Origin of the sequence: Pseudomonas sp. B22129 (assembly GCF_044218875.1) — a bacterium.
Lineage (GTDB): Bacteria > Pseudomonadota > Gammaproteobacteria > Pseudomonadales > Pseudomonadaceae > Aquipseudomonas.
In genome coordinates this window covers 2,911,200-2,932,090 of the sequence record NZ_CP162592.1, presented here as the reverse complement: position 1 = coordinate 2,932,090, position 20,891 = coordinate 2,911,200, and the positions used below count along the sequence as shown (strand labels likewise).

The 20,891-nt window shown below is 57.0% G+C and carries 21 protein-coding genes; 11 read left to right on the top strand and 10 right to left on the bottom strand.

Annotation, left to right across the window (positions count from 1 at the left end; all coding sequences use genetic code 11):
* Window positions 1-3 precede the first annotated feature (3 nt).
* The 7 genes from AB4P94_RS13475 to acs all read right to left on the bottom strand — a co-directional run bounded on the left by AB4P94_RS13475 (window position 4) and on the right by acs (window position 7,982).
* Window positions 4-984, bottom strand: coding sequence for a GlxA family transcriptional regulator (locus AB4P94_RS13475; RefSeq protein WP_395610928.1), 981 nt, complete (start codon window positions 982-984; stop codon window positions 4-6).
* 187 nt (window positions 985-1,171) lie between these two features.
* Window positions 1,172-1,936, bottom strand: a complete 765-nt coding sequence (locus tag AB4P94_RS13470; protein WP_003214336.1) for an ABC transporter ATP-binding protein — start codon at window positions 1,934-1,936, stop codon at window positions 1,172-1,174.
* A 27-nt stretch (window positions 1,937-1,963) separates the two neighbouring features.
* Complete coding sequence (locus AB4P94_RS13465; RefSeq protein WP_395610927.1) at window positions 1,964-3,076, bottom strand: M14 family metallopeptidase; 1,113 nt, start codon at window positions 3,074-3,076, stop codon at window positions 1,964-1,966.
* Window position 3,077: 1 nt separating this feature from the next.
* Complete coding sequence (locus tag AB4P94_RS13460) at window positions 3,078-3,776, bottom strand: ABC transporter permease (RefSeq protein WP_395610926.1); 699 nt, start codon at window positions 3,774-3,776, stop codon at window positions 3,078-3,080.
* Window positions 3,773-4,462, bottom strand: a complete 690-nt coding sequence (locus AB4P94_RS13455) for an ABC transporter permease (protein ID WP_395610925.1) — start codon at window positions 4,460-4,462, stop codon at window positions 3,773-3,775. The genes AB4P94_RS13460 and AB4P94_RS13455 overlap by 4 nt, the downstream gene beginning before the upstream one ends.
* Before the next feature lie 90 nt (window positions 4,463-4,552).
* Window positions 4,553-5,338 (bottom strand): ABC transporter substrate-binding protein, encoded by a 786-nt coding sequence (locus AB4P94_RS13450; RefSeq protein ID WP_395610924.1) that lies wholly within the window; start codon window positions 5,336-5,338, stop codon window positions 4,553-4,555.
* Between the two features lie 688 nt (window positions 5,339-6,026).
* Complete coding sequence (gene acs / locus AB4P94_RS13445) at window positions 6,027-7,982, bottom strand: acetate--CoA ligase (RefSeq protein ID WP_017253944.1); 1,956 nt, start codon at window positions 7,980-7,982, stop codon at window positions 6,027-6,029.
* Window positions 7,983-8,379: 397 nt separating this feature from the next.
* On the opposite strand from acs, the gene AB4P94_RS13440 reads away from it, so the two are divergent.
* The gene (locus AB4P94_RS13440) at window positions 8,380-8,649 is read left to right on the top strand and encodes a DUF2790 domain-containing protein (protein WP_395610923.1); all 270 of its coding nucleotides are present in this window, start codon (window positions 8,380-8,382) and stop codon (window positions 8,647-8,649) included.
* Window positions 8,650-8,807: 158 nt separating this feature from the next.
* Here AB4P94_RS13440 and AB4P94_RS13435 read toward each other — a convergent pair whose 3' ends face one another.
* Both AB4P94_RS13435 and vapB read right to left on the bottom strand, forming a co-directional pair.
* Complete coding sequence (locus tag AB4P94_RS13435; RefSeq protein WP_395610922.1) at window positions 8,808-9,221, bottom strand: type II toxin-antitoxin system VapC family toxin; 414 nt, start codon at window positions 9,219-9,221, stop codon at window positions 8,808-8,810.
* The gene (gene vapB, locus AB4P94_RS13430; RefSeq protein WP_395610921.1) at window positions 9,218-9,448 is read right to left on the bottom strand and encodes a type II toxin-antitoxin system VapB family antitoxin; all 231 of its coding nucleotides are present in this window, start codon (window positions 9,446-9,448) and stop codon (window positions 9,218-9,220) included. The genes AB4P94_RS13435 and vapB overlap by 4 nt, the downstream gene beginning before the upstream one ends.
* 480 nt (window positions 9,449-9,928) lie before the next feature.
* On the opposite strand from vapB, the gene AB4P94_RS13425 reads away from it, so the two are divergent.
* The 6 genes from AB4P94_RS13425 to AB4P94_RS13400 all read left to right on the top strand — a co-directional run bounded on the left by AB4P94_RS13425 (window position 9,929) and on the right by AB4P94_RS13400 (window position 15,328).
* On the top strand, window positions 9,929-11,182 hold the full coding sequence (locus AB4P94_RS13425) for a ribonucleotide-diphosphate reductase subunit beta (RefSeq protein WP_395610920.1): 1,254 nt from the start codon (window positions 9,929-9,931) through the stop codon (window positions 11,180-11,182).
* Between the two features lie 102 nt (window positions 11,183-11,284).
* A complete protein-coding gene (locus AB4P94_RS13420) occupies window positions 11,285-12,346 on the top strand; it encodes a hypothetical protein (protein ID WP_395610919.1) in 1,062 nt (353 codons plus the stop codon).
* On the top strand, window positions 12,343-12,858 hold the full coding sequence (locus tag AB4P94_RS13415) for a hypothetical protein (RefSeq protein ID WP_395610918.1): 516 nt from the start codon (window positions 12,343-12,345) through the stop codon (window positions 12,856-12,858). Before AB4P94_RS13420 ends, AB4P94_RS13415 begins: the two co-directional genes overlap by 4 nt.
* Before the next feature lie 406 nt (window positions 12,859-13,264).
* On the top strand, window positions 13,265-13,795 hold the full coding sequence (locus AB4P94_RS13410; RefSeq protein WP_395610917.1) for a Bro-N domain-containing protein: 531 nt from the start codon (window positions 13,265-13,267) through the stop codon (window positions 13,793-13,795).
* 99 nt (window positions 13,796-13,894) lie between these two features.
* Window positions 13,895-14,611 carry an HNH endonuclease gene (locus tag AB4P94_RS13405; RefSeq protein ID WP_395610916.1) on the top strand — a complete coding sequence of 239 codons (717 nt, stop codon included), beginning with the start codon at window positions 13,895-13,897 and terminating at the stop codon, window positions 14,609-14,611.
* A gap of 72 nt (window positions 14,612-14,683) precedes the next feature.
* Window positions 14,684-15,328, top strand: a complete 645-nt coding sequence (locus AB4P94_RS13400) for an HAD-IB family hydrolase (RefSeq protein ID WP_395610915.1) — start codon at window positions 14,684-14,686, stop codon at window positions 15,326-15,328.
* A gap of 243 nt (window positions 15,329-15,571) precedes the next feature.
* Here the strand turns inward: AB4P94_RS13400 and AB4P94_RS13395 are convergent, their stop codons facing one another.
* Complete coding sequence (locus AB4P94_RS13395) at window positions 15,572-16,531, bottom strand: LysR family transcriptional regulator (RefSeq protein ID WP_395610914.1); 960 nt, start codon at window positions 16,529-16,531, stop codon at window positions 15,572-15,574.
* A 228-nt stretch (window positions 16,532-16,759) separates the two neighbouring features.
* Between AB4P94_RS13395 and argH the strand changes: the two genes are divergently transcribed.
* The 4 genes from argH to AB4P94_RS13375 all read left to right on the top strand — a co-directional run bounded on the left by argH (window position 16,760) and on the right by AB4P94_RS13375 (window position 20,808).
* A complete protein-coding gene (gene argH / locus AB4P94_RS13390) occupies window positions 16,760-18,187 on the top strand; it encodes an argininosuccinate lyase (RefSeq protein WP_395610913.1) in 1,428 nt (475 codons plus the stop codon).
* Window positions 18,188-18,293: 106 nt separating this feature from the next.
* The gene (locus tag AB4P94_RS13385) at window positions 18,294-19,172 is read left to right on the top strand and encodes an amino acid ABC transporter permease (RefSeq protein WP_017134649.1); all 879 of its coding nucleotides are present in this window, start codon (window positions 18,294-18,296) and stop codon (window positions 19,170-19,172) included.
* Between the two features lie 24 nt (window positions 19,173-19,196).
* Window positions 19,197-19,961 carry an amino acid ABC transporter ATP-binding protein gene (locus AB4P94_RS13380; RefSeq protein WP_016974699.1) on the top strand — a complete coding sequence of 255 codons (765 nt, stop codon included), beginning with the start codon at window positions 19,197-19,199 and terminating at the stop codon, window positions 19,959-19,961.
* A gap of 25 nt (window positions 19,962-19,986) precedes the next feature.
* Window positions 19,987-20,808 carry an ABC transporter substrate-binding protein gene (locus AB4P94_RS13375; RefSeq protein ID WP_176997973.1) on the top strand — a complete coding sequence of 274 codons (822 nt, stop codon included), beginning with the start codon at window positions 19,987-19,989 and terminating at the stop codon, window positions 20,806-20,808.
* Window positions 20,809-20,891 lie beyond the last annotated feature (83 nt).

Genomic DNA, 20,891 nt, shown 5'->3' with positions numbered 1-20,891 from the left:
AGATCAGCCGCGTTCGGCGGGCACCGACGACAGTTCGAACGGGCTGCTGCTGCGCCGCTGGTTGCGGTCTTCACGGGGGGTGGCGCCGAAAAAATTGCGGTAGGCGCTGGAAAAGTGCGGCCCCGACGAGAAGCCGCACGACAGGCCGATCTGGATGATCGACTTGCTGGTTTGCATGAGCATCTGGCGCGCCTTGTTCAGGCGCAGCTCCAGGTAGTACTGGCTCGGGACGCGGTTGAGGTATTGCTTGAAGATGCGTTCGAGTTGTCGTCGCGACACACACACGTGCTGGGCGATTTCGTCGGTGGTCAGCGGTTCTTCGATGTTGGCTTCCATCAGCAGAACGGCCTGAGTCAGCTTTGGATGGCTGGAGCCCAGGCGGTTTTGCAGGGGAATGCGTTGGCGCTCGCCGCCTTCGCGGATGCGCTCAACGACCAGTTCTTCGGATACCGCACCGGCCAGTTCGGCGCCGTGGTCACGGGCCAGTACCGCCAGCAGCAAATCGAGTACCGACATGCCACCGCAGGCGGTCAGGCGGTCGCGGTCCCAGTCAAACAGGTGGCTGGTGGCGATGACCTTGGGGAAGCGTTCGGCGAAATCGTCCTGCCAGCGCCAGTGCACGGCGGCGCGGTAGCCATCCAGCAAACCCAACTGGGCCAGCGGATAAACACCGGCAGACAAACCGCCAATCACACAGCCGGCGCGTACCAGCTGTTTGAGCGCGGTGCTCAGTTGCGAGGCGATAACGGTCGGCGGTTCGTCCGCCAGCAGGAACAGCTTCTGGAAGCCTTCAAGCTTGCCGGCCCACGGCTCACCCGGCAGTTGCCAGGCGCCTTCGATGGGCGGCTCGGCGAGCAGGAACGACAACTCGTAGACCACGTCCGGATGCACCCGCTGAGCAACGCGCAAGGCCTCCTCAGCCAGCGCAAGCGTCAGGGCTTTTGTGCTGGGCCAAATCAGGAAACCAATTTTATGGGCGGTCATGGAGTGCTATCCGAAGCGAGTAACGGTAATGAAGACAAAGGCCAATGCTAGCCCGGAAACCAAAACAAATCTCAAAAACGATGAAAATCCAATGTGGGAGCGGGCTTGCTCGCGAATGCGGTGTGTCAGTCAACTCATGCGCAGCTGGAACACCGCATTCGCGAGCAAGCCCGCTCCCACAGGGGCACTATTTCAAGCTGCCAGAGAGGAACTGCTGAAGGCGCTCGGACTGGGGATTGACCAGCACTTCACGCGGGTTGCCACGCTCTTCAACAATGCCTTTGTGCAAGAACACCAACTGGTTCGACACTTCACGGGCAAAGCCCATTTCGTGGGTCACCACCACCATGGTGCGGCCTTCCTGGGCCAGGTCCTGCATCACCTTGAGCACTTCGCCCACCAGTTCCGGGTCCAGCGCCGAGGTCGGTTCGTCGAACAGCATCACCTCGGGCTCCATCGCCAGGGCACGGGCAATCGCCACGCGCTGCTGCTCGCCGCCGGACATGTGGCCGGGGAACGCATCCTTGCGATGGCCCACGCCAACTTTGGCCAGGTAATGCTCGGCCTTTTCACGCGCGTCTTTTTTCGACATGCCCAACACGTGCACCGGCGCTTCCATCACGTTTTCAAGCGCGGTCATGTGCGACCACAGGTTGAAATGCTGGAACACCATCGACAGGCGCGAGCGCATGCGCTGCAGCTGTTTCGGGTCGGCCGCCTTCATGGCGCCGTCCTTGTTGGCCACCAGTTTCAGCTCTTCGTTGTTGAGCAGAATCTTGCCGGCGTGGGGTTGCTCCAGCAGGTTGATGCAGCGCAAAAAGGTACTTTTGCCCGAACCACTGGAACCGATGATGCTGATCACATCACCGGCCGCGGCGGCCAGGGACACACCTTTGAGCACTTCATGACTGCCATAGCGTTTATGCAGGTCTTGGACTTCAAGTTTGTACATGCGGTCGGTTCTCACAAAAACAGTGGGTCAGTCATTCAGCAAATTGCCATGGCGCAGGGCTTCACGCCCTGCGACCTTGGCCAGCCAAAAACCTGCTTGGGCATAACGCAGCCGTTCCACGGCAAACAGCACGCCGGCCGTACCGGCGCAGACGACGCTGACCTGGTCGGACAAGGGGTCTATCACTTCAAAAATCTCATCGCCCGCCTCTACCCATTCGCCCGGCGTGCGCAGAAAACTGATGACGCCAGCATGGGGGGCGAACAACATTTCGGTGCCTTCAAACGGCATACCTTCACAAGGCTCATACTGTGGCGCTGGCCACTCCCCCTTGATCAGGCCTTGTTCGGCAAGAAACGCCAGGATGCCCTCGGCATGGAAAATAGCCGCGTCACGCCCGGTATCGGATTGGCCACCCAGCTCCATCGTCGTCGCCAGGCACGCCAGCGGAATCTGCGCCGCCGGAAAGGATTTGGCCAAACGTAACCAGGGTGTAGAACAGGCTTCATCGAACGAACTGCCGCCGGAGTCTTCCGCCAGCAGGCCGACTTTCACATTCAAATGCGCGGCCAGCGAGCGCCACTGCGGCCAGTGTTGGGGCAGCGCGTACATGTGCAGCGCGGCTTCGCAGTCGCAATGCAGGTCGAGAACCACATCGGCGGTGCAGGCGTGGCTCAGCAACACACGTTGCATGCCCTGCAATTGGCTGCTCGGCGCAGGCAATGCGTTGAGCGCATCGGTCATCGCCTGGCGAATCATGCGCACGTTGGCGTGCGGGTCATCGCCCAGCTTGCCGTCGAGCCGCTTGGCAACCGGCTCGCTCAACTCTACGAAGTCACGGTTGAAATTCTTGCCGCTGCCCACTTCGAAACGCCCCTGGTGGCTGCCTTGCAGCAACTGGCCCAGGCCCATCGGGTTGGCCACCGGCACCAGTTCGATCACGCCATTGAGGGCGCCTTGCGCTTCCAGTTCGGCCAGGCGCTTTTTCAGCTCCCAGGCCGCGCGCATCCCCGGCAGTTCGTCGGCGTGCAGGCTGGCCTGGATATACGCCTTGCGCTCGCCGCTGCCGAAACGAAACACGCTCAGTTGGCGCTCGCAGCCCAGGTGACCCCAGGGCAACAGGTGATCGATGCGTTCCATATCAATGCTTCCGTGGGGCCAGGTAGCTCAGCCAGCGGCCTTCGGCCAACTTGAACAAGCGCACCAGAATGAAGGTCAGGCACAGGTAGAACGCGCCGGCGGTGATATAGGCTTCAAAGGGCAAGTAAAACTGGGCGTTCACCGTGCGCGCGGCACCGGTGATGTCGATCAGGGTCACGATGGACGCAAGGCTCGTGGTCTGCAGCATCATAATCACTTCGTTGCTGTACTGCGGCAGCGCGCGGCGCAGGGCCGACGGCAACAGGATGCGGCGGTACAGCTTGTAACGTGACATGCCCATGGCCTTGGCCGCTTCGATCTCGCCATTGGGCGTGGCCTTGAGGCTGCCGGCGATGATCTCGGCGGTGTAGGCGCTGGTGTTGATCGCAAAGGCCAGGCACGCGCAGAACGTGGCGCTGGACAGCAACGGCCACAGGAAGCTTTCGCGCACCGCGTCGAACTGGGCCAGGCCGTAATAGATCAAAAACAGCTGCACCAGCATCGGCGTGCCGCGAATGACATAGGTGAACAGCCACGCTGCGCCGTTGACGGCCGGCTGCTTGGATACCCGCATCAAACCCAGGGGCAAGGCAGCGAGCAGGCCGAAGAACAGCGAAATGGCGAGCAGTTTCAGGGTGGTCAGCAAGCCGCCGAGGTACAGCGGCATGGCATCCCAAATGACGTTGTAGTCGAAGATCATAGATCAGCCGCCCTTACGCCTACCGAGTAGCGCTTCTCAAGATAGCGCAGGGCCAGGAGCGAAACGCTGGTGATCACCAGGTACATCGCCGCCACTGCGAGGAAGAAGGTAAAAGGCTCGCGGGTGGCGTCTGCCGCCTGCTTGGCCTTGAACATCATGTCTTGCAGGCCCACCACCGAAATCAGCGCGGTGGCCTTGGTCAACACCAGCCAGTTGTTGGTAAACCCGGGGATTGCCAGCCGAATCATCTGCGGCACCATCACCCGGAAAAACACCTGGAAGGGGCTCATACCATACGCCATGCCGGCTTCCGCCTGGCCCTTGGGAATGGCCATGAAGGCGCCACGGAAGGTTTCCGACAGGTAGGCGCCAAAGATGAAACCCAGGGTGCCGATACCGGCGGCCAAGGGGTTCAAGTCGATATAGTCGTCGTAGCCGAGCATCGGCGCGACGCGGTTGAGCAGGTCCTGACCGCCGTAGAAAATCAGCAGGATCAGCACCAGGTCCGGGATCCCGCGGATCACCGTGGAGTACAGGTCACCCAGCCAGGCCAGCCAGCGCACCGGCGACAGGCGTAACGCGACCCCGATCAGCCCCAGAACGATGGCCAAGGCCATGGACGACAAGGCGAGCTGAAGCGTCAACCATGCGCCATCGAGGATGACGGCCCCGTAGCCTTTCAACATGATTCAGGTCCTCGAAAAGGGGGATGAAAAAATGGCGCAAACCTCAGGAATTCTGTTGCTTGCGCCATTGGGACAGACAGCTGCGACGAGTTACTTAGGGTCAGCGCCGTAAATATCGAAGTCGAAGTATTTGTCCTGGATTTTCTTGTATTCGCCGTTGGCACGGATCGCCGCGATGGCCGCGTTGATCTTGTCCAGCTCGGCCTTGTCGCCTTTGCGTACCGCGATGCCTACGCCGTCGCCGAAGTATTTGACGTCGGTGAACTGTGGGCCCACGAACGCGTAGCCTTTACCGGCTGGCGTCTTCAAGAAGCCGTCTTGCAGCAGGGTGGCGTCGGCCACGGTGCCATCGAGGCGACCGGCTTCCACGTCCAGGTAGATTTCGTTCTGCGAGCTGTAAGGCACCACGGTGGCGCCTTTAGGGGCCAGCACTTCCTTGGCGAAACGGTCATGGATCGAACCGCGCTGCACACCGATTTTCTTGCCTTTCAATTCATCCAGGCTGTCGCTGACCGTGGTGCCTTCCTTCATCACCAGGCGTGCCGGGGTCAGGTAGTAGCGGGTGGTGAAGTCCACGGACTTCTTGCGGTCGTCCGTGATGGACATGGACGACAGGATCGCGTCGATCTTGCGCACTTTCAGCGCCGGGATCAGGCCGTCGAACTCTTGCTCGACCCACACGCACTTGACCTTCATCTCTGCGCACAGGGCGTTGCCGATGTCGTAGTCAAAACCCACGATGCTGCCATCCGGCGCCTTCGAGGCAAACGGAGGGTAAGCCGCTTCGATACCAATCTTCAGGGGCTTCTCATCAGCGAAAGCCTGCATGGACAGCACGGACAGCGCCAGGGCGCCCAACAGCACGAGTTTCTTCATCTTGGGACTCCATCGGTATAGGGCATAAGCAGCATGAGCCGTGGCCCACGGTGCGACTTAAATGAAACCGAATAGCGGTGCTGCGTCCTACACAGGTTCAACACCTGAGACGACGAGCGAGTGATCGGCATTCTAACGACAGGCCGGAAGCCGATATTTCCTCAATGCGACAACAATTTACAGAAGCACCGAGAAAGCGGTTCCAGCACATTGACAGCCTCTGATTTTTATGCAGAGACAAAAGATATTAAACCTGTTGATGCTGCAAATAGCGGGCCTATTATTCGCAAACCCTTCTAGCACGGCAAGTCTGGCGTTTAATCTTATTGCTTGGGGTGTCTAAAACGCGGTGTTTAGGGGCGTTGGCGTAGCGCATTGCCTCAGGATTGGGCGACGGGTTACACATTTGGCGGTGGCGGTAACATTCGGAAATGCCCTACGCGAAAAACCGATATTTATTGGCTTGGTGGTTATTGAGGGCTATCAGGCGGCTCACCCGCCACGTTTTGAAATGCAATCCAACTGTGGGAGCGGGCTTGCCTGCGATAGCAATCGATCAGTTAGCCCACCTGTGCCTGACACACCCTCATCGCAGGCAAGCCAGCTCCCACAGTTGATCTCCACAGGTTTCAAAACCCCACAAAAAAGCCCCACCCGGCTCTCACCGAATGGGGCTCTGTACACGTTTTTAAGCGACGTTCATGGTCTTGTGCGTCTCAATCAAATGCGCCACCACACCCGGGTCAGCCAAGGTCGAGATATCCCCCAACCCGTCATACTCAGCCGTGGCAATCTTGCGCAAAATCCGCCGCATGATTTTCCCCGAGCGCGTCTTCGGCAAGCCTGGCGCCCACTGGATCACATCCGGCGAAGCAATCGGCCCAATCTCCTTGCGCACCCAGTTCTTCAGCTCCAGGCGCAGCGCTTCGTTCGGTTCTTCGCCATTTTTCAGAGTGACATACACATAAATGCCCTGCCCTTTGATGTCATGCGGCACACCCACCACCGCCGCCTCGGCGACTTTCGGGTGGGCGACCATGGCACTTTCAATCTCGGCGGTGCCCATGCGGTGGCCGGACACGTTCAGCACGTCGTCCACACGCCCGGTGATCCACCAGTAGCCGTCTTCATCGCGGCGCGCGCCGTCACCAGTGAAGTACATGCCACGGAAAGTCTTGAAGTAGGTGTCGACGAAACGGTCATGGTCGCCGTACAGGGTACGCGCCTGGCCCGGCCACGAATCGAGGATCACCAGGTTGCCTTCGGCGGCGCCTTCGATGATGTTGCCCAGGTTGTCCACCAGCGCCGGCACCACACCGAAGAACGGGCGCGCAGCGGAACCCGGCTTGAGGGCATGGGCGCCCGGCAGCGGGCTCATCAGGGTGGCGCCGGTTTCGGTCTGCCACCAGGTGTCGACGATCGGGCAACGGGATTGGCCGACGTTCTTGTAGTACCAGTCCCACGCTTCCGGGTTAATCGGCTCACCCACCGAGCCGAGCAAGCGCAGGCTGCTGCCGTCCACGCCTTCGCACGCGGCAGTGCCGGACGCCATCATGGCGCGGATCGCGGTCGGCGCGGTGTAGAGGATGTTGACCTTGTGCTTGTCGACGATCTTGCCGACGCGGGTGATATCCGGGTAGTTCGGCACACCTTCGAACAGCAAGGTGGTCGCACCGTTGGCCAGCGGGCCATAGACAATATAGGTGTGGCCGGTGACCCAGCCGACGTCGGCGGTGCACCAGTAGATTTCGCCCGGGCGGTAGTCGAACACGCGCTCGTGGGTCAGTGCTGCGTAGAGCAGGTAGCCGCCGGTGGTGTGCTGCACGCCCTTCGGCTTGCCGGTGGAGCCGGAGGTGTACAGGATGAACAGCGCTTCTTCGGCGCCCATCTCTTTAGGCGCGCACACGGTACCCGCCACTTTCATCAGGTCTTCGTACCAGATGTCGCGATGCTGGTTCCACTTGATGTTGCCATTGGTGCGCTTGCACACGATGACTTTCTGGATGCTGCTGGTTTCCGGGTTGGTCAGCGCGTCGTCGACGTTGGCCTTCAACGGAATCTTCTTACCGGCGCGGATGCCTTCATCGGCGGTGATCACCACCTTCGACCGACAGTCGATGATGCGGCCGGCCAGGGCTTCCGGAGAGAAACCGCCAAACACCACGGAGTGAATCGCACCGATGCGGGTACAGGCCAGCATGGCGACCACGGCCTCGGGGATCATCGGCATATAGATAGTCACCACGTCGCCACGGTGCACATCCTGGCCGCGCAGGGCGTTGGCGAACTTGCAGACTTCTTCATGCAACTCGCGGTAGGTGATGGTGCGGCTTTCGGAAGGGTCATCGCCCTCCCAGATGATGGCTGCCTGGTCGCCACGCTCGGCGAGGTGACGGTCCAGGCAGTTGTAGGAAACGTTCAGGGTGCCATCGGCAAACCATTTGATGTCGACATGGTGGTCGTCGAAAGAGGTCTGCTTCACCGCGGTGAAAGGCTTGACCCAGTCAAGGCGCTTGGCTTGTTCACGCCAGAAGCCATCGGGGTTGACCACCGACTGCTGGTACATGGCCTTGTAGGTCGCCTCGTCGGTCAGCGTGTTGGCTGCTACTTCGGGGCGAACGGGGTACAGGGAAGCCGCACTCATCTTTCTTACCTCGGTGACAATAGTTGTTTTTGTATGCCCTGTTGTAGCCGGGGCGCCCCCATAGAACCATTCGACGATGGTAGTAACAAGCCCCTACAAAATGCCATGCCATGCGCTTTTAAGGCTCTGGCACGCAGCCTGTGGGGCTTTGCGCGCAGATGAAAAAAGCTTTACCACAGGATTGTTACGAAAACCGCCAATAGTGTTTATCAAAAGCACGGGTATATGAATATACCCCGCACGCCTAAAATCAACTTCGCCAACAAGGCACCGTGATTAACAACGTAACAGCCCCCACGAAGGCAACGTTAATCCGAACTTCCCAACTCTCAAGTTACACACGCGGCCTCACAAGGGCCCCGTGACCCCTTTCGCCCTGAAGAAGGTAAATAGAGAAATGAAAGCTTTAGTCGTTATGGCCCTCAGCAGCCTGTGCGCCACCGCCGCCCTGGCCGATGAGGCCCCGACCGAACTGGCCGGCCAGAACGCCCCGGTTGTAGAGGATTACACTTACAGCACCCATCTGGACGTCGCCAAAGTATTATCCATGAGCACGGTTCCAGAAGTATGCGAAGTTGTTCCGGTGCAAATGGAATATGAAGATTCACAAGGTCAGCGCCATATTCTTAACTATCAAGTCATGGGCAATGGTTGCTCTAACGGATAATAATTTCTGAAGTTAGCATTAACCCCGGATCTTGGCCGCCGCAAGAAATCGTTCTTGCGGCCAAGAACCCATCCCCGCCACGCCTCAATCCCAATGTGGGAGCTGGCTTGCCTGCGATAGCGGTATTCGCCATATCAACGCTGTAAATCCCCGCCCCGCTAGTGAACCCAATCCTCGTACTTCAAACCCGCCACTCGGCTGAACTCCCGAACGTTATTGGTCACCAACGTGCAATCCGCAGCAATCGCATGCCCTGCAATAGCGGTGTCATTTTGACCAATGATCAATCCAGTCTCGGTGAGACCGCGCTTGACCGCCACCGTCGCATCCACGGCGGCGAGCCCCCAAGGCAACACCTCATCGAGCCGCTTCACAAACTCATCAACCAATGTCTTGTGTTTGGGCGACGCCTTCTTGCCAATTTGCCCATACCGCATCTCCGCATAGGTAATGGCAGAAATAACGATTCGATTATTTCTTGCCACCTCCTCCGCCAACCGCTCCAAAACGCACTCAGGCCGCTCACGCATGATGAATGAGCAAATGCAGGTATCCAGCATATAGGTCGTCACAGATTGAACCTGCCTTCATCACCCACCACGTACTGACGCTCCTTGAGAAAATCTTCGTCCGCTTTGGGCAAGTCTCTCAGAGATCCCCAGCTAGGCCGTACGGGGCGAAGCGTAATCGTGTCGCCATTTCGGATGATTTCAAGCTCACCTACGCCTTCGTAGGCCATATCGTTGGGAAAACGAATAGCTTGGTTCTTTCCATTTTTAAATATTGAGACAGTGCGCATGATTTCAGCTCCTACCTATGCCAGACATATGCAATATAGGGATACAAACTGACATATGCAAGGCATAGGCCTACTTATCAACGGCTGGAGAGACGGATGGCTCGCTAAAAAATCCTCAAGCAGCAAACCCTTGCAAACCAATACTCTGGCCGTAACTCCACGTATTTTGGCCGACCTCTGAGGCTATCCGCCGCAACACAAACCCGATTTTTTCCCTATAATGCGCGGGTAAATCGGGCCTGCAATATCCCTTTACACCGGGATGAAGAGCCAGACCTGAGGCCTCCCGCGCAAGCTTGCACCGACCGCTGCGCACCTCAAGCCTCACGCAGAGCACCCGTAACCCTATTCCGTTTAATGCGTGCGCTAGCTGCAACAAACGATTCCTTAAGATCCACCGCGGCCTCAGGGCCGTGTGAACACCCAACCATCCGGTTTCACACGGGCACCTTTGAGCCCTCACGCAGGAGACGACACGTCATGCTGAGCTGGGACGAATTCGACAAAGAAGAAGACGGCGAAGTAGCCACCGCCAAAGGCGCCAACGCCGGCCACGCCACCGAAGCCAACATGGACCGCCTCGACGGTGCCGGCGCCGCCGCCGCCATCGAAGCCCGCGCCGTCACCGCCAGTGACTCCGCCGCCATCAAGCGCGCCAAGGCCGCCCTCGACAGCCTCGACGTCGCCGAAGGCCTCGCCGAACTCGAAGGCGCCTCCGCCCGCGTCGCCGTCGACGAAAAGCGCATGATCAACTGCCGCGCCGACCTCAACCAACTCGTACCTTTCAAGTACGACTGGGCCTGGCAAAAGTACCTCGACGGCTGCGCCAACCACTGGATGCCGCAAGAGGTCAACATGACCGCCGACATCGCCCTGTGGAAAAACCCCGAAGGCCTGACCGACGACGAACGTCGCATCGTCATGCGCAACCTGGGCTTCTTCTCCACCGCCGACTCCCTGGTCGCCAACAACCTGGTGTTGGCCGTGTACCGCTTGATCACCAACCCGGAATGCCGCCAGTACATCCTGCGCCAGGCCTTCGAAGAGGCGATCCACACCCACGCGTATCAGTACTGCATCGAATCGCTGGCCATGGATGAAGGCGAGATCTTCAACATGTACCACGAGATTCCATCGGTCGCCAAAAAGGCCGCCTGGGGTTTGAAGTACACCCGCTCGATTTCCGATCCGAAGTTCGAAACCGGCACGGTTGAGACTGACAAAGAGCTGCTGCGCAATTTGGTCGCCTACTACTGCGTGCTGGAAGGCATCTTCTTCTACTGCGGTTTTACCCAGATTCTGTCGATGGGCCGTCGCAACAAAATGACCGGCGTGGCCGAACAGTTCCAGTACATCCTGCGCGATGAGTCGATGCACCTGAACTTCGGTATCGACGTGATCAACCAGATCAAAATCGAAAACCCGCATTTGTGGGATGCCGAGATGAAGGAAGAAGCGACCCAGATGATTTTGCAGGGGACGCAGCTGGAGATTGAATATGCGCGGGATACCATGCCGCGCGGGGTGCTGGGCATGAATGCGGCGATGATGGAAGACTACTTGAAGTTCATCGCCAACCGTCGTCTGTCGCAGATTGGTCTTAAAGAAGAATACCCAGGGACCACCAACCCGTTCCCGTGGATGAGCGAGATCATGGATTTGAAGAAAGAGAAGAACTTCTTCGAGACCCGTGTGATCGAGTATCAGACTGGTGGGGCGTTGAGCTGGGATTGATGATGGCGTAACGCCATGCTACAAAGGCTGACCTGACATGGACGTAGGGAAGCATAAAAAGCCCTGCCATGCAGGGCTTTTTATTTAATAGGATATGGAAAAATGAACTCTGGACACATGAATTTTTTTAAGATCAATGAGTGTGGTCTGTATAAAGTGGGAAAATCCAAGGCACATGGATGTGAAATAACCGAGTCCCTTGACCTAATCACCAAGTGGCTGGAAGATACTCCTTTTCCGGAAACAATTCCTTGGGATAGCACAAAGAAGAACACAAACAGAACTAAGTGCTATTGCCAGGACATTTATAAAGATGACGCCACTGGTGATTTCGTTCTAGTACTATGGAAATCAGACACTGACAGCGCCGGTACATTGTGGGGCGCTCGATCAGCAGAAAAGGGTAAGGTTGTAAAATATACAAGCACCTATAAAGGTGATGACGTCATATGGGGTCGTCCTTGTTATTACTGGATCATTCCAAGCCTGAACACTGTCATCTCCATAAAGTTTGACACCTCCGTATGCGATTCCGCAATGTTACAGGATTGGATTACTAGCGCCATCACAAATAAAGCCAAACACCCAAATCGTATTAAACATACGACCGATGCAGGCTTTGTTCGGCTATCCTTAACAGACTCTCCTGACGACCAACCCTATAAATTCTCTTACCGTTTTGACATCTCCTTACGCAGCTTAAACACCGCCAGCGTTGAAATATCAGAACTCCAACAGAAAATAACACACATTATAAAAAGAGAAACCGTTACGGTTTCAACGAAAGACGAACGTGAGGGCTGGGTTAAAATATTTGACGCACTTCCTTATCTAGGTACAAAACCAGAAGCAAAAAAGAGAAGAATTGAGATAAAAGCGGAAGCAAAACCAACTAAAAGCGAATTAGAAAAAATTATTGAAACTTATGCATCTGAAAGGACTCAAGGTGAGTGGGATCGTGTGGGATTCGAGTTGCAAGACAAGTCAATTACATGGGTAGACAAATATCGACTAAAAGAATACATAACTTTGCCCTCAGATAGTCCAGACATCTTGCCGGCCGCCTATCTTTATGATGTACTCAGTAAAAGTCGCGATAGGTACATGCTACCCATCCAACGTTCTGACGGCGCTGACCTAGCAGAGGCTGGTACAGGAACATGAAATTAAAAATCGCTTTTTATGTTTTGATTAGCTCGCTCGTTTTCCTGGCAAGCTATAATCTTTCATTAAAAGTCAACATCGGCTATTTAAAAGACTATTTAGATACGTTGCTGAACGTTTCCGGGATGGTCTTTACGATAATGGGTATATGGATAGCTTTCTTATACCCAAACGCACTAATGAAGCTCGTCAACCATACAAAAATAGAACATGTCGATTTCAAAGATACATTAAAAGATACTCGACGTCTTGAAGCAATTGTAGCTAGCGTCCTTAAATCCGCTCTAGTCGTTTCTGTAATCATGCTGCTAAATCTTTGCAAACTTATGTTATCTGAGACGGATTTTTATCAATCCAAAGCAACCATCATTAACATAAGCGCATTTAGCTGTGTAGTAACATTGACACTTTTACAGATTGAAGCAATTGCGAATGTCATTTATTCTAATATTGCTTTTATCAACGAACTGCACTCTCGTCGTCAGGATAGAGAAGCAGACAGAGACTTGTAATCCTTAAAGAAAGATAGAAGCCTCCTAAATGGAGGTTTTTACATCACTAGTTGTCTGCTGCCATAAAATCAGCAATGAAAATACTCAGCACAGCGCTTGACCATTCTCACCTAAACTCATAACCTTCATATTCCGGCGCCTAAGAAACGCCTCAAGTAGCGGCCTGACCGCTCCCGAAAGATGTGGTTTTTTTGCGCCTACGGTTTTTTCGTGGGCACAGGAAAAGACTCTGCTATGTCGGGAGTGGGCGAATACAAGACCCGAAAGGGGAATATGTCCGGCCTTCTACTTGGGGTTTCTTAACTCCCGGCGCCTTAGCCCTAAGAAAGCTATCAAGTAGAGGTAATGGAAATGCCTGCATCTGTCTGCGCCACCTCGAAAACGCTCCTCCTCCCGGAGGTGTGCCATGCATGACCCTTTTTCTCCCACCGTATTTACCCGCTTAAATCTCCCTCTGCATACTCTCCTCCTGGAAAACCAACCCTGGTTCTGCGCTCGCGATCTTGGGCGGTTGATGGGTTGGTATTTAGACGAGCGCACGACTCGCAAGCTTGATGAAGACCAAAGAAGAACCGTCAAACTGCTATTCCATGGTCAACCGGAAGAAATGCTGATGATCAGCGAATCCGGTGCTTACGCACTGTTGGTTTATCACTACACACCGGGGAATCGCCTTCTGCGTAGCTGGCTCACTCATGAAGTGGTTCCGACGTTGCGGGACGAACGTCAGCCAAGGACGGTGGAACGCCCATTGTTAAGCATGCTGGACTGGCCGGAGATGTCGTTGAACCTGTTGCATTGGCAGGATGAAGGCTGGATACGGCTTCGGGATATGCCGTATTTACTAGTTAACCGGACCTATCGGAGGGAGTCCGCAAAGACTCCGTGGTGGCGAAAGCTCACCCAATCTTTCCGAATGAAACAGCGAATGTACTGACGCGAACGAACGTAAAATCCCACCGATCTGTAGGAAATTTCGTAGACGCAATAATGGCTACTCAGTATCGTCCGAGGGTTTTCTACCCTCGGCGGCTGTATGGATACGAAAAAAAGTAATACCGGCTGGAGCGATCAGGAGCTTGAAGCGTCCGTCGATGGCTACCTGAAAATGTTGAAATTGGAAAGTCTCGGCCAGCCGCTTAACAAGAAAGCGGAACACGAGCTCCTGCGCGAAAGCGCTCTAGGCGCTCGGTCCCTGGCGTCGGTCGACTACCGGATGCGCAATATTTCTGCTGTATTTGAAACGCTGAATCAGACGCCAATTGCGGGTTACACAGCTGCAAATAATGTCGGCTCGGGAATCGTCTCTCGTATTCGTAGAATGCTTGAACAACGCGGCATCGTTGAATCTCAAGACAACGCCCCCACTTCTGATGAAGCACTATTGGAACGGCGCGCGGCAAAGCTTCAAAGCAAACCCATCAAGACTAAGCCCGAAGGCATCACCACGCCGCAACAGGTCAGCACGACCAGCACATCCTACGTACGCGATCCGGAAGTACGTGCTTGGGTACGCCAGCAAGCGGCGGGTATTTGTGAAGGTTGCGGCCTACATGCACCCTTCAACCTAGACAACGGCCAGCCATTTCTTGAAGTACATCACGTCAAGCACCTCGCCCAGAAGGGTTCGGATCGCACCAGCAATGCTGTAGCCTTGTGCCCCAATTGCCATCAGCGGTGCCACCGATCGAGTGATCGGGATGAGTTCACTCAAGCGCTTTACTCGAAAATTGAAAGATTGAGAGAAGAGTAAACTCCTGCTGTCACACCTGATGCACGCTTAAAAAACACCCGATAGGACCGAGGCCCACCCGTGAACCCAGACATGCTCGAAGCCGGCCCCGCTGACGCCAAAGTACTCTCCGTCTTTGACTTCGACGGCACCCTGACCCACCACGACAGTTTCGTGCCCTTCCTCAAGTTCGCCTTTGGCCCCGGCGAGTTCTATGGCCGGATGGTCAAACTCGCCGTGCCGGGGCTGCGGTTTTTGGTGCGGCAGATCAGCCGGGATGAGTTGAAGGCGCAGTTGATCCGCACCTTTATGACCGGGGTGGAGAAGGCGTGGGTTCAGCAGAAGGCGCAGGCGTATTGCCAGAAGACGTGGCCGCGGTTGATGAGGCCGACGGGCTTGCAGTCGGTGGCGGATGAGGTGAAGTCGGGAGCGGTGGTGACGCTGTGTTCGGCCTCGCCGGCGTTGGTGTTGCAGCCGTTTGCGGATCGGCTGGGGATCAGGTTGATTGGGACTGAGCTTGAGGTGGTGGACGGGGTGTTGACCGGCAAGCTCACCGGGAATAATTGCCGGTGTGAGAACAAGGTGCTGCGGCTTGAGGCGGTGTATGGGGATTTGGGCGAGTATCGGCTGCGGGCTTGGGGCGATACGCGTGGGGATCGGGAGCTGTTGGCGGCGGCGCAGGATGCGCATTTTCGGCATTTTCATGCGAAGAAGAAGCGGGCTCGGTTGCAGCGGTGATGCGGGTGGGTGGGGTTGGCGAGTAGACCGAGGCGACCCCATCGCTGCCTCGCTGGGGCTCGAGAGCTCCCACCTTTTGATCGGTGTCGGGCTGGGTAGCGCACTAGCATGGGGTGCTAGGGGTTGATGCAGAGGTATGGTTTCAGCAGGTGGACCGAGGCGATCCCTTCGTAGCCTCGCTAAAGCTCGACAACTCCCACATTTGATCTTTGCCAGCTCGTTGATGTGAGTTCGGCAGGTAGTCTATGCCAAAGCTTTGAGGTCTACGCCCAACGCTGTCGCGAAGGCTTTTACCATCGGGCTTCTCGGGGCGTTGTGGCGCAGGATCAGGTTGAAGGCGGTGCTCAGGTGAACCTGTTCCGGGCACAGTGCGCGCAGGCGCCCTTCTCTTACCAGCGGTGCGGCGTAGTGTTCCGGCAGGAACCCGAGGAAGCGGCCGGTGAGGATCAGGATGGCGACGGCTTCCACTTGTGAGGCCGAGGCGGACTGGCTGTCGTAGGTGACGAAGTTGGCCTTGTCGCGGTGGATCGCATAGCGATGGTTCACCACTTCGTATTGGCGCAGTACGTCTGGCGTGATATCGCTGGCGTTGAACAGTGGATGTCCTACGGCGCAGTAGGTGTGGGCCTTTTCTTCGTACAGCGGGAAATAATCGAACTCTTCGCGACGTTGATAAACCGGCACGATGCCGACAATCAAGCGCCCTTCCACTACGCCGCGCTCAACTTCGTCCAATTGCGAGGCATGCAGGCGCAATCTGATTTTTGGCGACTCGCTATGTAATTTCCCCAGCGCCGCAATGAGCGGGGAATTAACGTCAGACACGGTGTTATCAATCACGCCCACACTAAGGTCGCCAATAAGCTCGTTTTGCGCCGAACTAAGCTTGTCGCGAAAACTGTCCACCGAGGTGAATAACTCGATGGAAGCCTGATACACCAACTTGCCCTCTTCGGTCAGCCCAAACCCTTCCCTGCCCCGTGTACACAGGCGCATGCCGATGCGGATTTCCAGGTCGGAGATCTGTTTGCTGATGGCCGCCAGGCCCACATTCAGCTCGTTTTGCGCGGCGCTGAAGCCGCCGGCTTCGACCACGGCCATGAACACGCGCAGCAATTTGAAGTCCAGCCCGCTCAGTTGCAGGGGCGGTCGTGTGCCGGGTTTTGGCGGTACGTTTCCAGAAGTGGAAAGTGGGGTTTCCATAATACGCGTTGACCTCAAGTGCCATATTCAACAGGCTTTAACCCAATCCTTGAACATAGCCAGGCGGCGATAATGGCCGTAAACATCCGCCCTTGGCAACCTTGAATATAGCGGGTTGAACAGCACACAGAGGCTGATTTAACACCCGCAGAAACCTGACACTGTGATCAGGTCTTTTTAGTTTTTTACTGCCTCCGACTCTTCTAAAAACAAGCGTGAGGAACACCCATGTCCCAGCCCACCGACCGCCTTTGGGGCGCTCGTTTCAAGACCGGCCCGTCCGCTGCTTTGGCCGCGTTGTCGCGATGCCCTGAGCGCTATTTCCGCCTGACGCCCTACGACCTGGCCGGCTCCCGTGCCCATGCCCGTGAGTTGCAGCGCGCTGGTTTGCTGGATGAGTCGGAGACGTTGCGCACGCTGGAAGCCCTGGACCGTATCGGCGAGGACTTCGCCGCCGGCCGCCTGCATCCCACCCTGGATGACGAGGACGTGCACACCTTCATCGAACGCGTATTGACCGAGCGCCTGGGTGCCTTGGGCGGCAAGCTGCGCGCCGGGCGTTCGCGTAATGACCAGACGGCCAATGACCTGCGCCTTTTCCTACGCGACCATGCGCGCACCATCACCACCGAGGTGCTGGGTTTGCAGCAGGCGTTGGTGGAGCAGGCTGAGCAGCATGTGGAGAGCATCTGCCCGGGCTTCACGCACTTGCAGCAGGCGCAACCGATTGTGTTCGCCCACCACTTGCTGGCCCATGCCCAGTCAATGTTGCGCGATGTGCAACGGTTGGTGGATTGGGATGCGCGCACCGCGTTGTCGCCGTTGGGTGCAGCCGCCATGGCCGGTTCGGCGATTGCGCGGCAGCCGGAGCATTCGGCCAAGGAAATGGGCTACACCGGGCCGTGCGAAAACTCTATCGACGCTGTCGCCAGCCGTGACCATGTGGCGGAGTTTCTGTTTGTGGCGGGCATGCTCGGGGTGAATATTTCGCGCCTGTCCGAAGAGTTTTGCCTGTGGTCGTCACGCCAGTTTCGCTGGGTGGTGCTGGACGATGCCTACGCCACCGGCAGCTCGATCATGCCGCAGAAAAAGAACCCGGACATTGCCGAACTGGCGCGAGGCAAGGCTGGCCGGTTGATTGGCAACCTGACCGGGTTGTTGTCGACGCTCAAGTCGTTGCCACTCTCCTACAACCGCGATTTGAGTGAAGACAAGCACAGCGTACTGGACAGCGTGGACACCTTGCTGCTGGTGCTGCCGGCAATGGCCGGGATGGTGGCGACCATGAAGGTGCAGGTGGAAGAGCTGCGGCGTCAGGCGCCGATGGGCTTTACCTTGGCGACTGAGGTGGCGGATTGGTTGGCAACGCGTGGTGTGCCGTTTAAAGAGGCGCATGAGATTACCGGCGCGTTGGTGCAGGCCTGTGAGAAGCATGAGATTGAGTTGTGGGAAGCCTCGCCGGCGATGTTGGCGGAGGTGGATGCCCGGCTGCTGCCTGAGGTGCGGGATTGCTTGACCCTGGAAGCGGCGATTGCGGCGCGCAGTGGTTGGGGCGGGACGGCGCCGGAGCGGGTTCGGGAGCAGATTGGGCGGTTGAAAACCGCTTTGGCTGAACAGCAGAAGTGGGCTGAGAGTTATCAGGGGTTTCGGATTTAAGCCTGGGTATTTGTGGTGAGCGGGCTGGCGCTTTCGCAGGCAAGCCAGCTCCCACATTCGCACCGTGTTTTAACAGTTGGATCGAGTACAGCAGTGGAGTAACACCATGAACCAAACCCCGGCAGAGCGCTTGGAAGCCGAGCGCAAGTTGTCCGAGAACCAGTTCGATATCACGCAGTACGAGCATGTGCCGCGTCGGTATTACGGGCGGATGTTTTTTGCCACGTTGATCGTGATCGCGCTGGCCGCGTTGCTGCGTGCCTTTGCCAACGGCCAGATCGAATGGTCATACATCGGCCAGTTCCTCACGTCCGAGGCCATTCTGTGGGGCTTGGTCAACACCATCGTCATGTCGATCCTCGCGATGGCGTTGGGCGTGGTGATCGGGGTGATCACGGCGATCATGCGCATGTCGGCCAACCCGATCCTGCGCTATGTGGCCATCACCTACACTTGGCTGTTTCGCGGTACGCCACTGATTTTGCAACTGCTGCTGTGGTTCAACCTGGCGTTGATTTTCCCGGTGATCGCGATTCCCGGCCTGTTCAGCATCGATACCGTCGACCTGATGACACCGTTCGTGGCCGCCCTGCTCGGCCTGAGCATCAACCAGGGCGCCTACACCGCCGAGGTGGTGCGCGCGGGTTTGCTGTCGGTGGACACCGGCCAGTACGAAGCCGCCAAGTCCATCGGCATGCCGAGCCTGCAGGCGCTGCGTAGGGTGATTCTGCCGCAGGCCATGCGGGTGATCATTCCGCCTGTAGGCAACGAGTTCATCAGCATGGTGAAAATGACCAGCCTGGCCAGTGTGATCCAGTACTCGGAGCTGCTGCACAACGCGCAAAACATCTACTACGCCAACGCCCGGGTCATGGAGCTGCTGATTGTGGCCGGCATCTGGTACCTGGCGGTGGTGACTGTTCTTTCATTTGGCCAAAGCCGCCTTGAGCGTCGCTTTGCCCGCGGCGCCGGCAAGCGTTCGTAAATCCGGGTTGAGGAGATTTGCCCCATGAGAAGCATCGTCAAGGCCGTCAACCTGAACAAGTATTACGACCAGTATCACGCGCTGCGTGACATCAATATCGAGGTCGAGCAAGGCGAAGTGATGTGCATCATCGGCCCGTCAGGCTCCGGTAAAAGCACCCTGCTGCGCTGCGTCAACCAGTTGGAAAAAATCGACAAGGGCGGCCTGTGGGTCGACGGCGAACTGGTGGGTTACCGCGTCGTCGGCAACAAGCTGCACGAGATGAATGAATCGCAAATTGCCCGTCAGCGTTTGGCCACCGGCATGGTGTTCCAGCGGTTTAATTTGTTCCCGCACATGACCGTGCTGCAGAACATCATCGAAGGCCCGTGCCAGGTGCTCAAGCGCTCGCCGAAGGAAGCCACTGAGGACGCGCTGGAGTTGCTGGCGCGCGTGGGTTTGGCGGACAAGCGCAACGCTTACCCCGTGGAGTTATCAGGCGGCCAGCAACAGCGCGTGGCAATTGCCCGTGCCTTGGCGATGCGTCCGAAGCTGATGTTATTCGACGAACCCACGTCAGCTCTCGACCCGGAGCTGGTAGGAGAAGTGCTGTCGGTGATGCGCGATTTGGCCACCACCGGCATGACCATGATCGTGGTCACCCATGAATTGGGCTTCGCCCGCGAAGTGTCCAACCGCATGGTGTTTATGGACGCCGGCCAGATTGTGGAAGCCGGCAGCCCCGAAGAAATTCTAATAAGCCCACAAAACCCGCGTACCCAAAGCTTTATTTCTGCCGTTCGCACTTAACTAAAAAACAAACGAGAACGCCCCCATGAAAAAATTGTTTATCCCAACGTTGCTTGCAGGCCTGATGGCCTCCTCCGCTGTTTTCGCGGCATTGCCGGCGGCAATCAAGGACAAGGGTGAGATCAGCGCGGCCATCGTGCCGAACTACCCGCCGATGGATTTCAAGGACACCGCCACCAACCAGCTCACCGGTCTGGACTTTGACCTGGGCAACGCCTTGGCCGAGCGCCTGGGCGTGAAGATCAAATGGCAGGAAACCGGCTTCGAGCAGATGCTCAGCGGCCTGACCACCAAGCGCGTGGACATCGTGTTGTCGGGCATGAGCGACACCGCCGAGCGCCAAAAGGCGGTGACCTTCATCGACTATTTCACCAGCGGCCCGCAGCTCTACACCCTGGCCAAGCGTGAAGACCTCAAGGAATTGACTGACCTGTGCGGTAAAAAAGTCGGCACCAGCCGCCGTACCACCTGGCCGTCGGAAATTGCCGCGTGGAGCAAGGAAAACTGCGAAGCCGCCGGTAAGCCAGCCATCGTGGTGATCGGCACCGAAGGCTCGGCGGACGCACGGGCACAGTTGCAGCAGAACCGCCTGGATGCGGCGATGCAGGGCAGCGAAACCATTCCGTACCTGATGTCGTTGGACAAGGGTAAATACAAGCCGGTGGGCCTGGCGCTTTCCAAGCAGTTCACCGGGCTTGGGATTGAGAAGAGCAATACTGAGCTGGTCACCGCGATCAGTGAGGCGTTGCAGGGCATGATCGATGACGGCACCTATGGCAAGATCCTGAAGAAGTGGGATCTGGAGCAAGGTGCGGTAGAAAAAATCACCATCAACTCTGGCCAATAACCTGATCTAAATGTGGGAGCTGGCTTGCCTGCGATGGCGGCAGGTCAGCTTGCATATTCATTGCCTGATCCACCGCTATCGCA

Coding starts and splice junctions, on each gene's coding strand:
- AB4P94_RS13475 (WP_395610928.1), bottom strand. CDS start 984: ATGACCGCCCATAAAATTGGTTTCCTGATTTGGCCCAGCACAAAAGCC.
- AB4P94_RS13470 (WP_003214336.1), bottom strand. CDS start 1,936: ATGTACAAACTTGAAGTCCAAGACCTGCATAAACGCTATGGCAGTCAT.
- AB4P94_RS13465 (WP_395610927.1), bottom strand. CDS start 3,076: ATGGAACGCATCGATCACCTGTTGCCCTGGGGTCACCTGGGCTGCGAG.
- AB4P94_RS13460 (WP_395610926.1), bottom strand. CDS start 3,776: ATGATCTTCGACTACAACGTCATTTGGGATGCCATGCCGCTGTACCTC.
- AB4P94_RS13455 (WP_395610925.1), bottom strand. CDS start 4,462: ATGTTGAAAGGCTACGGGGCCGTCATCCTCGATGGCGCATGGTTGACG.
- AB4P94_RS13450 (WP_395610924.1), bottom strand. CDS start 5,338: ATGAAGAAACTCGTGCTGTTGGGCGCCCTGGCGCTGTCCGTGCTGTCC.
- acs (WP_017253944.1), bottom strand. CDS start 7,982: ATGAGTGCGGCTTCCCTGTACCCCGTTCGCCCCGAAGTAGCAGCCAAC.
- AB4P94_RS13440 (WP_395610923.1), top strand. CDS start 8,380: ATGAAAGCTTTAGTCGTTATGGCCCTCAGCAGCCTGTGCGCCACCGCC.
- vapB (WP_395610921.1), bottom strand. CDS start 9,448: ATGCGCACTGTCTCAATATTTAAAAATGGAAAGAACCAAGCTATTCGT.
- AB4P94_RS13425 (WP_395610920.1), top strand. CDS start 9,929: ATGCTGAGCTGGGACGAATTCGACAAAGAAGAAGACGGCGAAGTAGCC.
- AB4P94_RS13420 (WP_395610919.1), top strand. CDS start 11,285: ATGAACTCTGGACACATGAATTTTTTTAAGATCAATGAGTGTGGTCTG.
- AB4P94_RS13415 (WP_395610918.1), top strand. CDS start 12,343: ATGAAATTAAAAATCGCTTTTTATGTTTTGATTAGCTCGCTCGTTTTC.
- AB4P94_RS13410 (WP_395610917.1), top strand. CDS start 13,265: ATGCATGACCCTTTTTCTCCCACCGTATTTACCCGCTTAAATCTCCCT.
- AB4P94_RS13405 (WP_395610916.1), top strand. CDS start 13,895: ATGGATACGAAAAAAAGTAATACCGGCTGGAGCGATCAGGAGCTTGAA.
- AB4P94_RS13400 (WP_395610915.1), top strand. CDS start 14,684: ATGCTCGAAGCCGGCCCCGCTGACGCCAAAGTACTCTCCGTCTTTGAC.
- AB4P94_RS13395 (WP_395610914.1), bottom strand. CDS start 16,531: ATGGAAACCCCACTTTCCACTTCTGGAAACGTACCGCCAAAACCCGGC.
- argH (WP_395610913.1), top strand. CDS start 16,760: ATGTCCCAGCCCACCGACCGCCTTTGGGGCGCTCGTTTCAAGACCGGC.
- AB4P94_RS13385 (WP_017134649.1), top strand. CDS start 18,294: ATGAACCAAACCCCGGCAGAGCGCTTGGAAGCCGAGCGCAAGTTGTCC.
- AB4P94_RS13380 (WP_016974699.1), top strand. CDS start 19,197: ATGAGAAGCATCGTCAAGGCCGTCAACCTGAACAAGTATTACGACCAG.
- AB4P94_RS13375 (WP_176997973.1), top strand. CDS start 19,987: ATGAAAAAATTGTTTATCCCAACGTTGCTTGCAGGCCTGATGGCCTCC.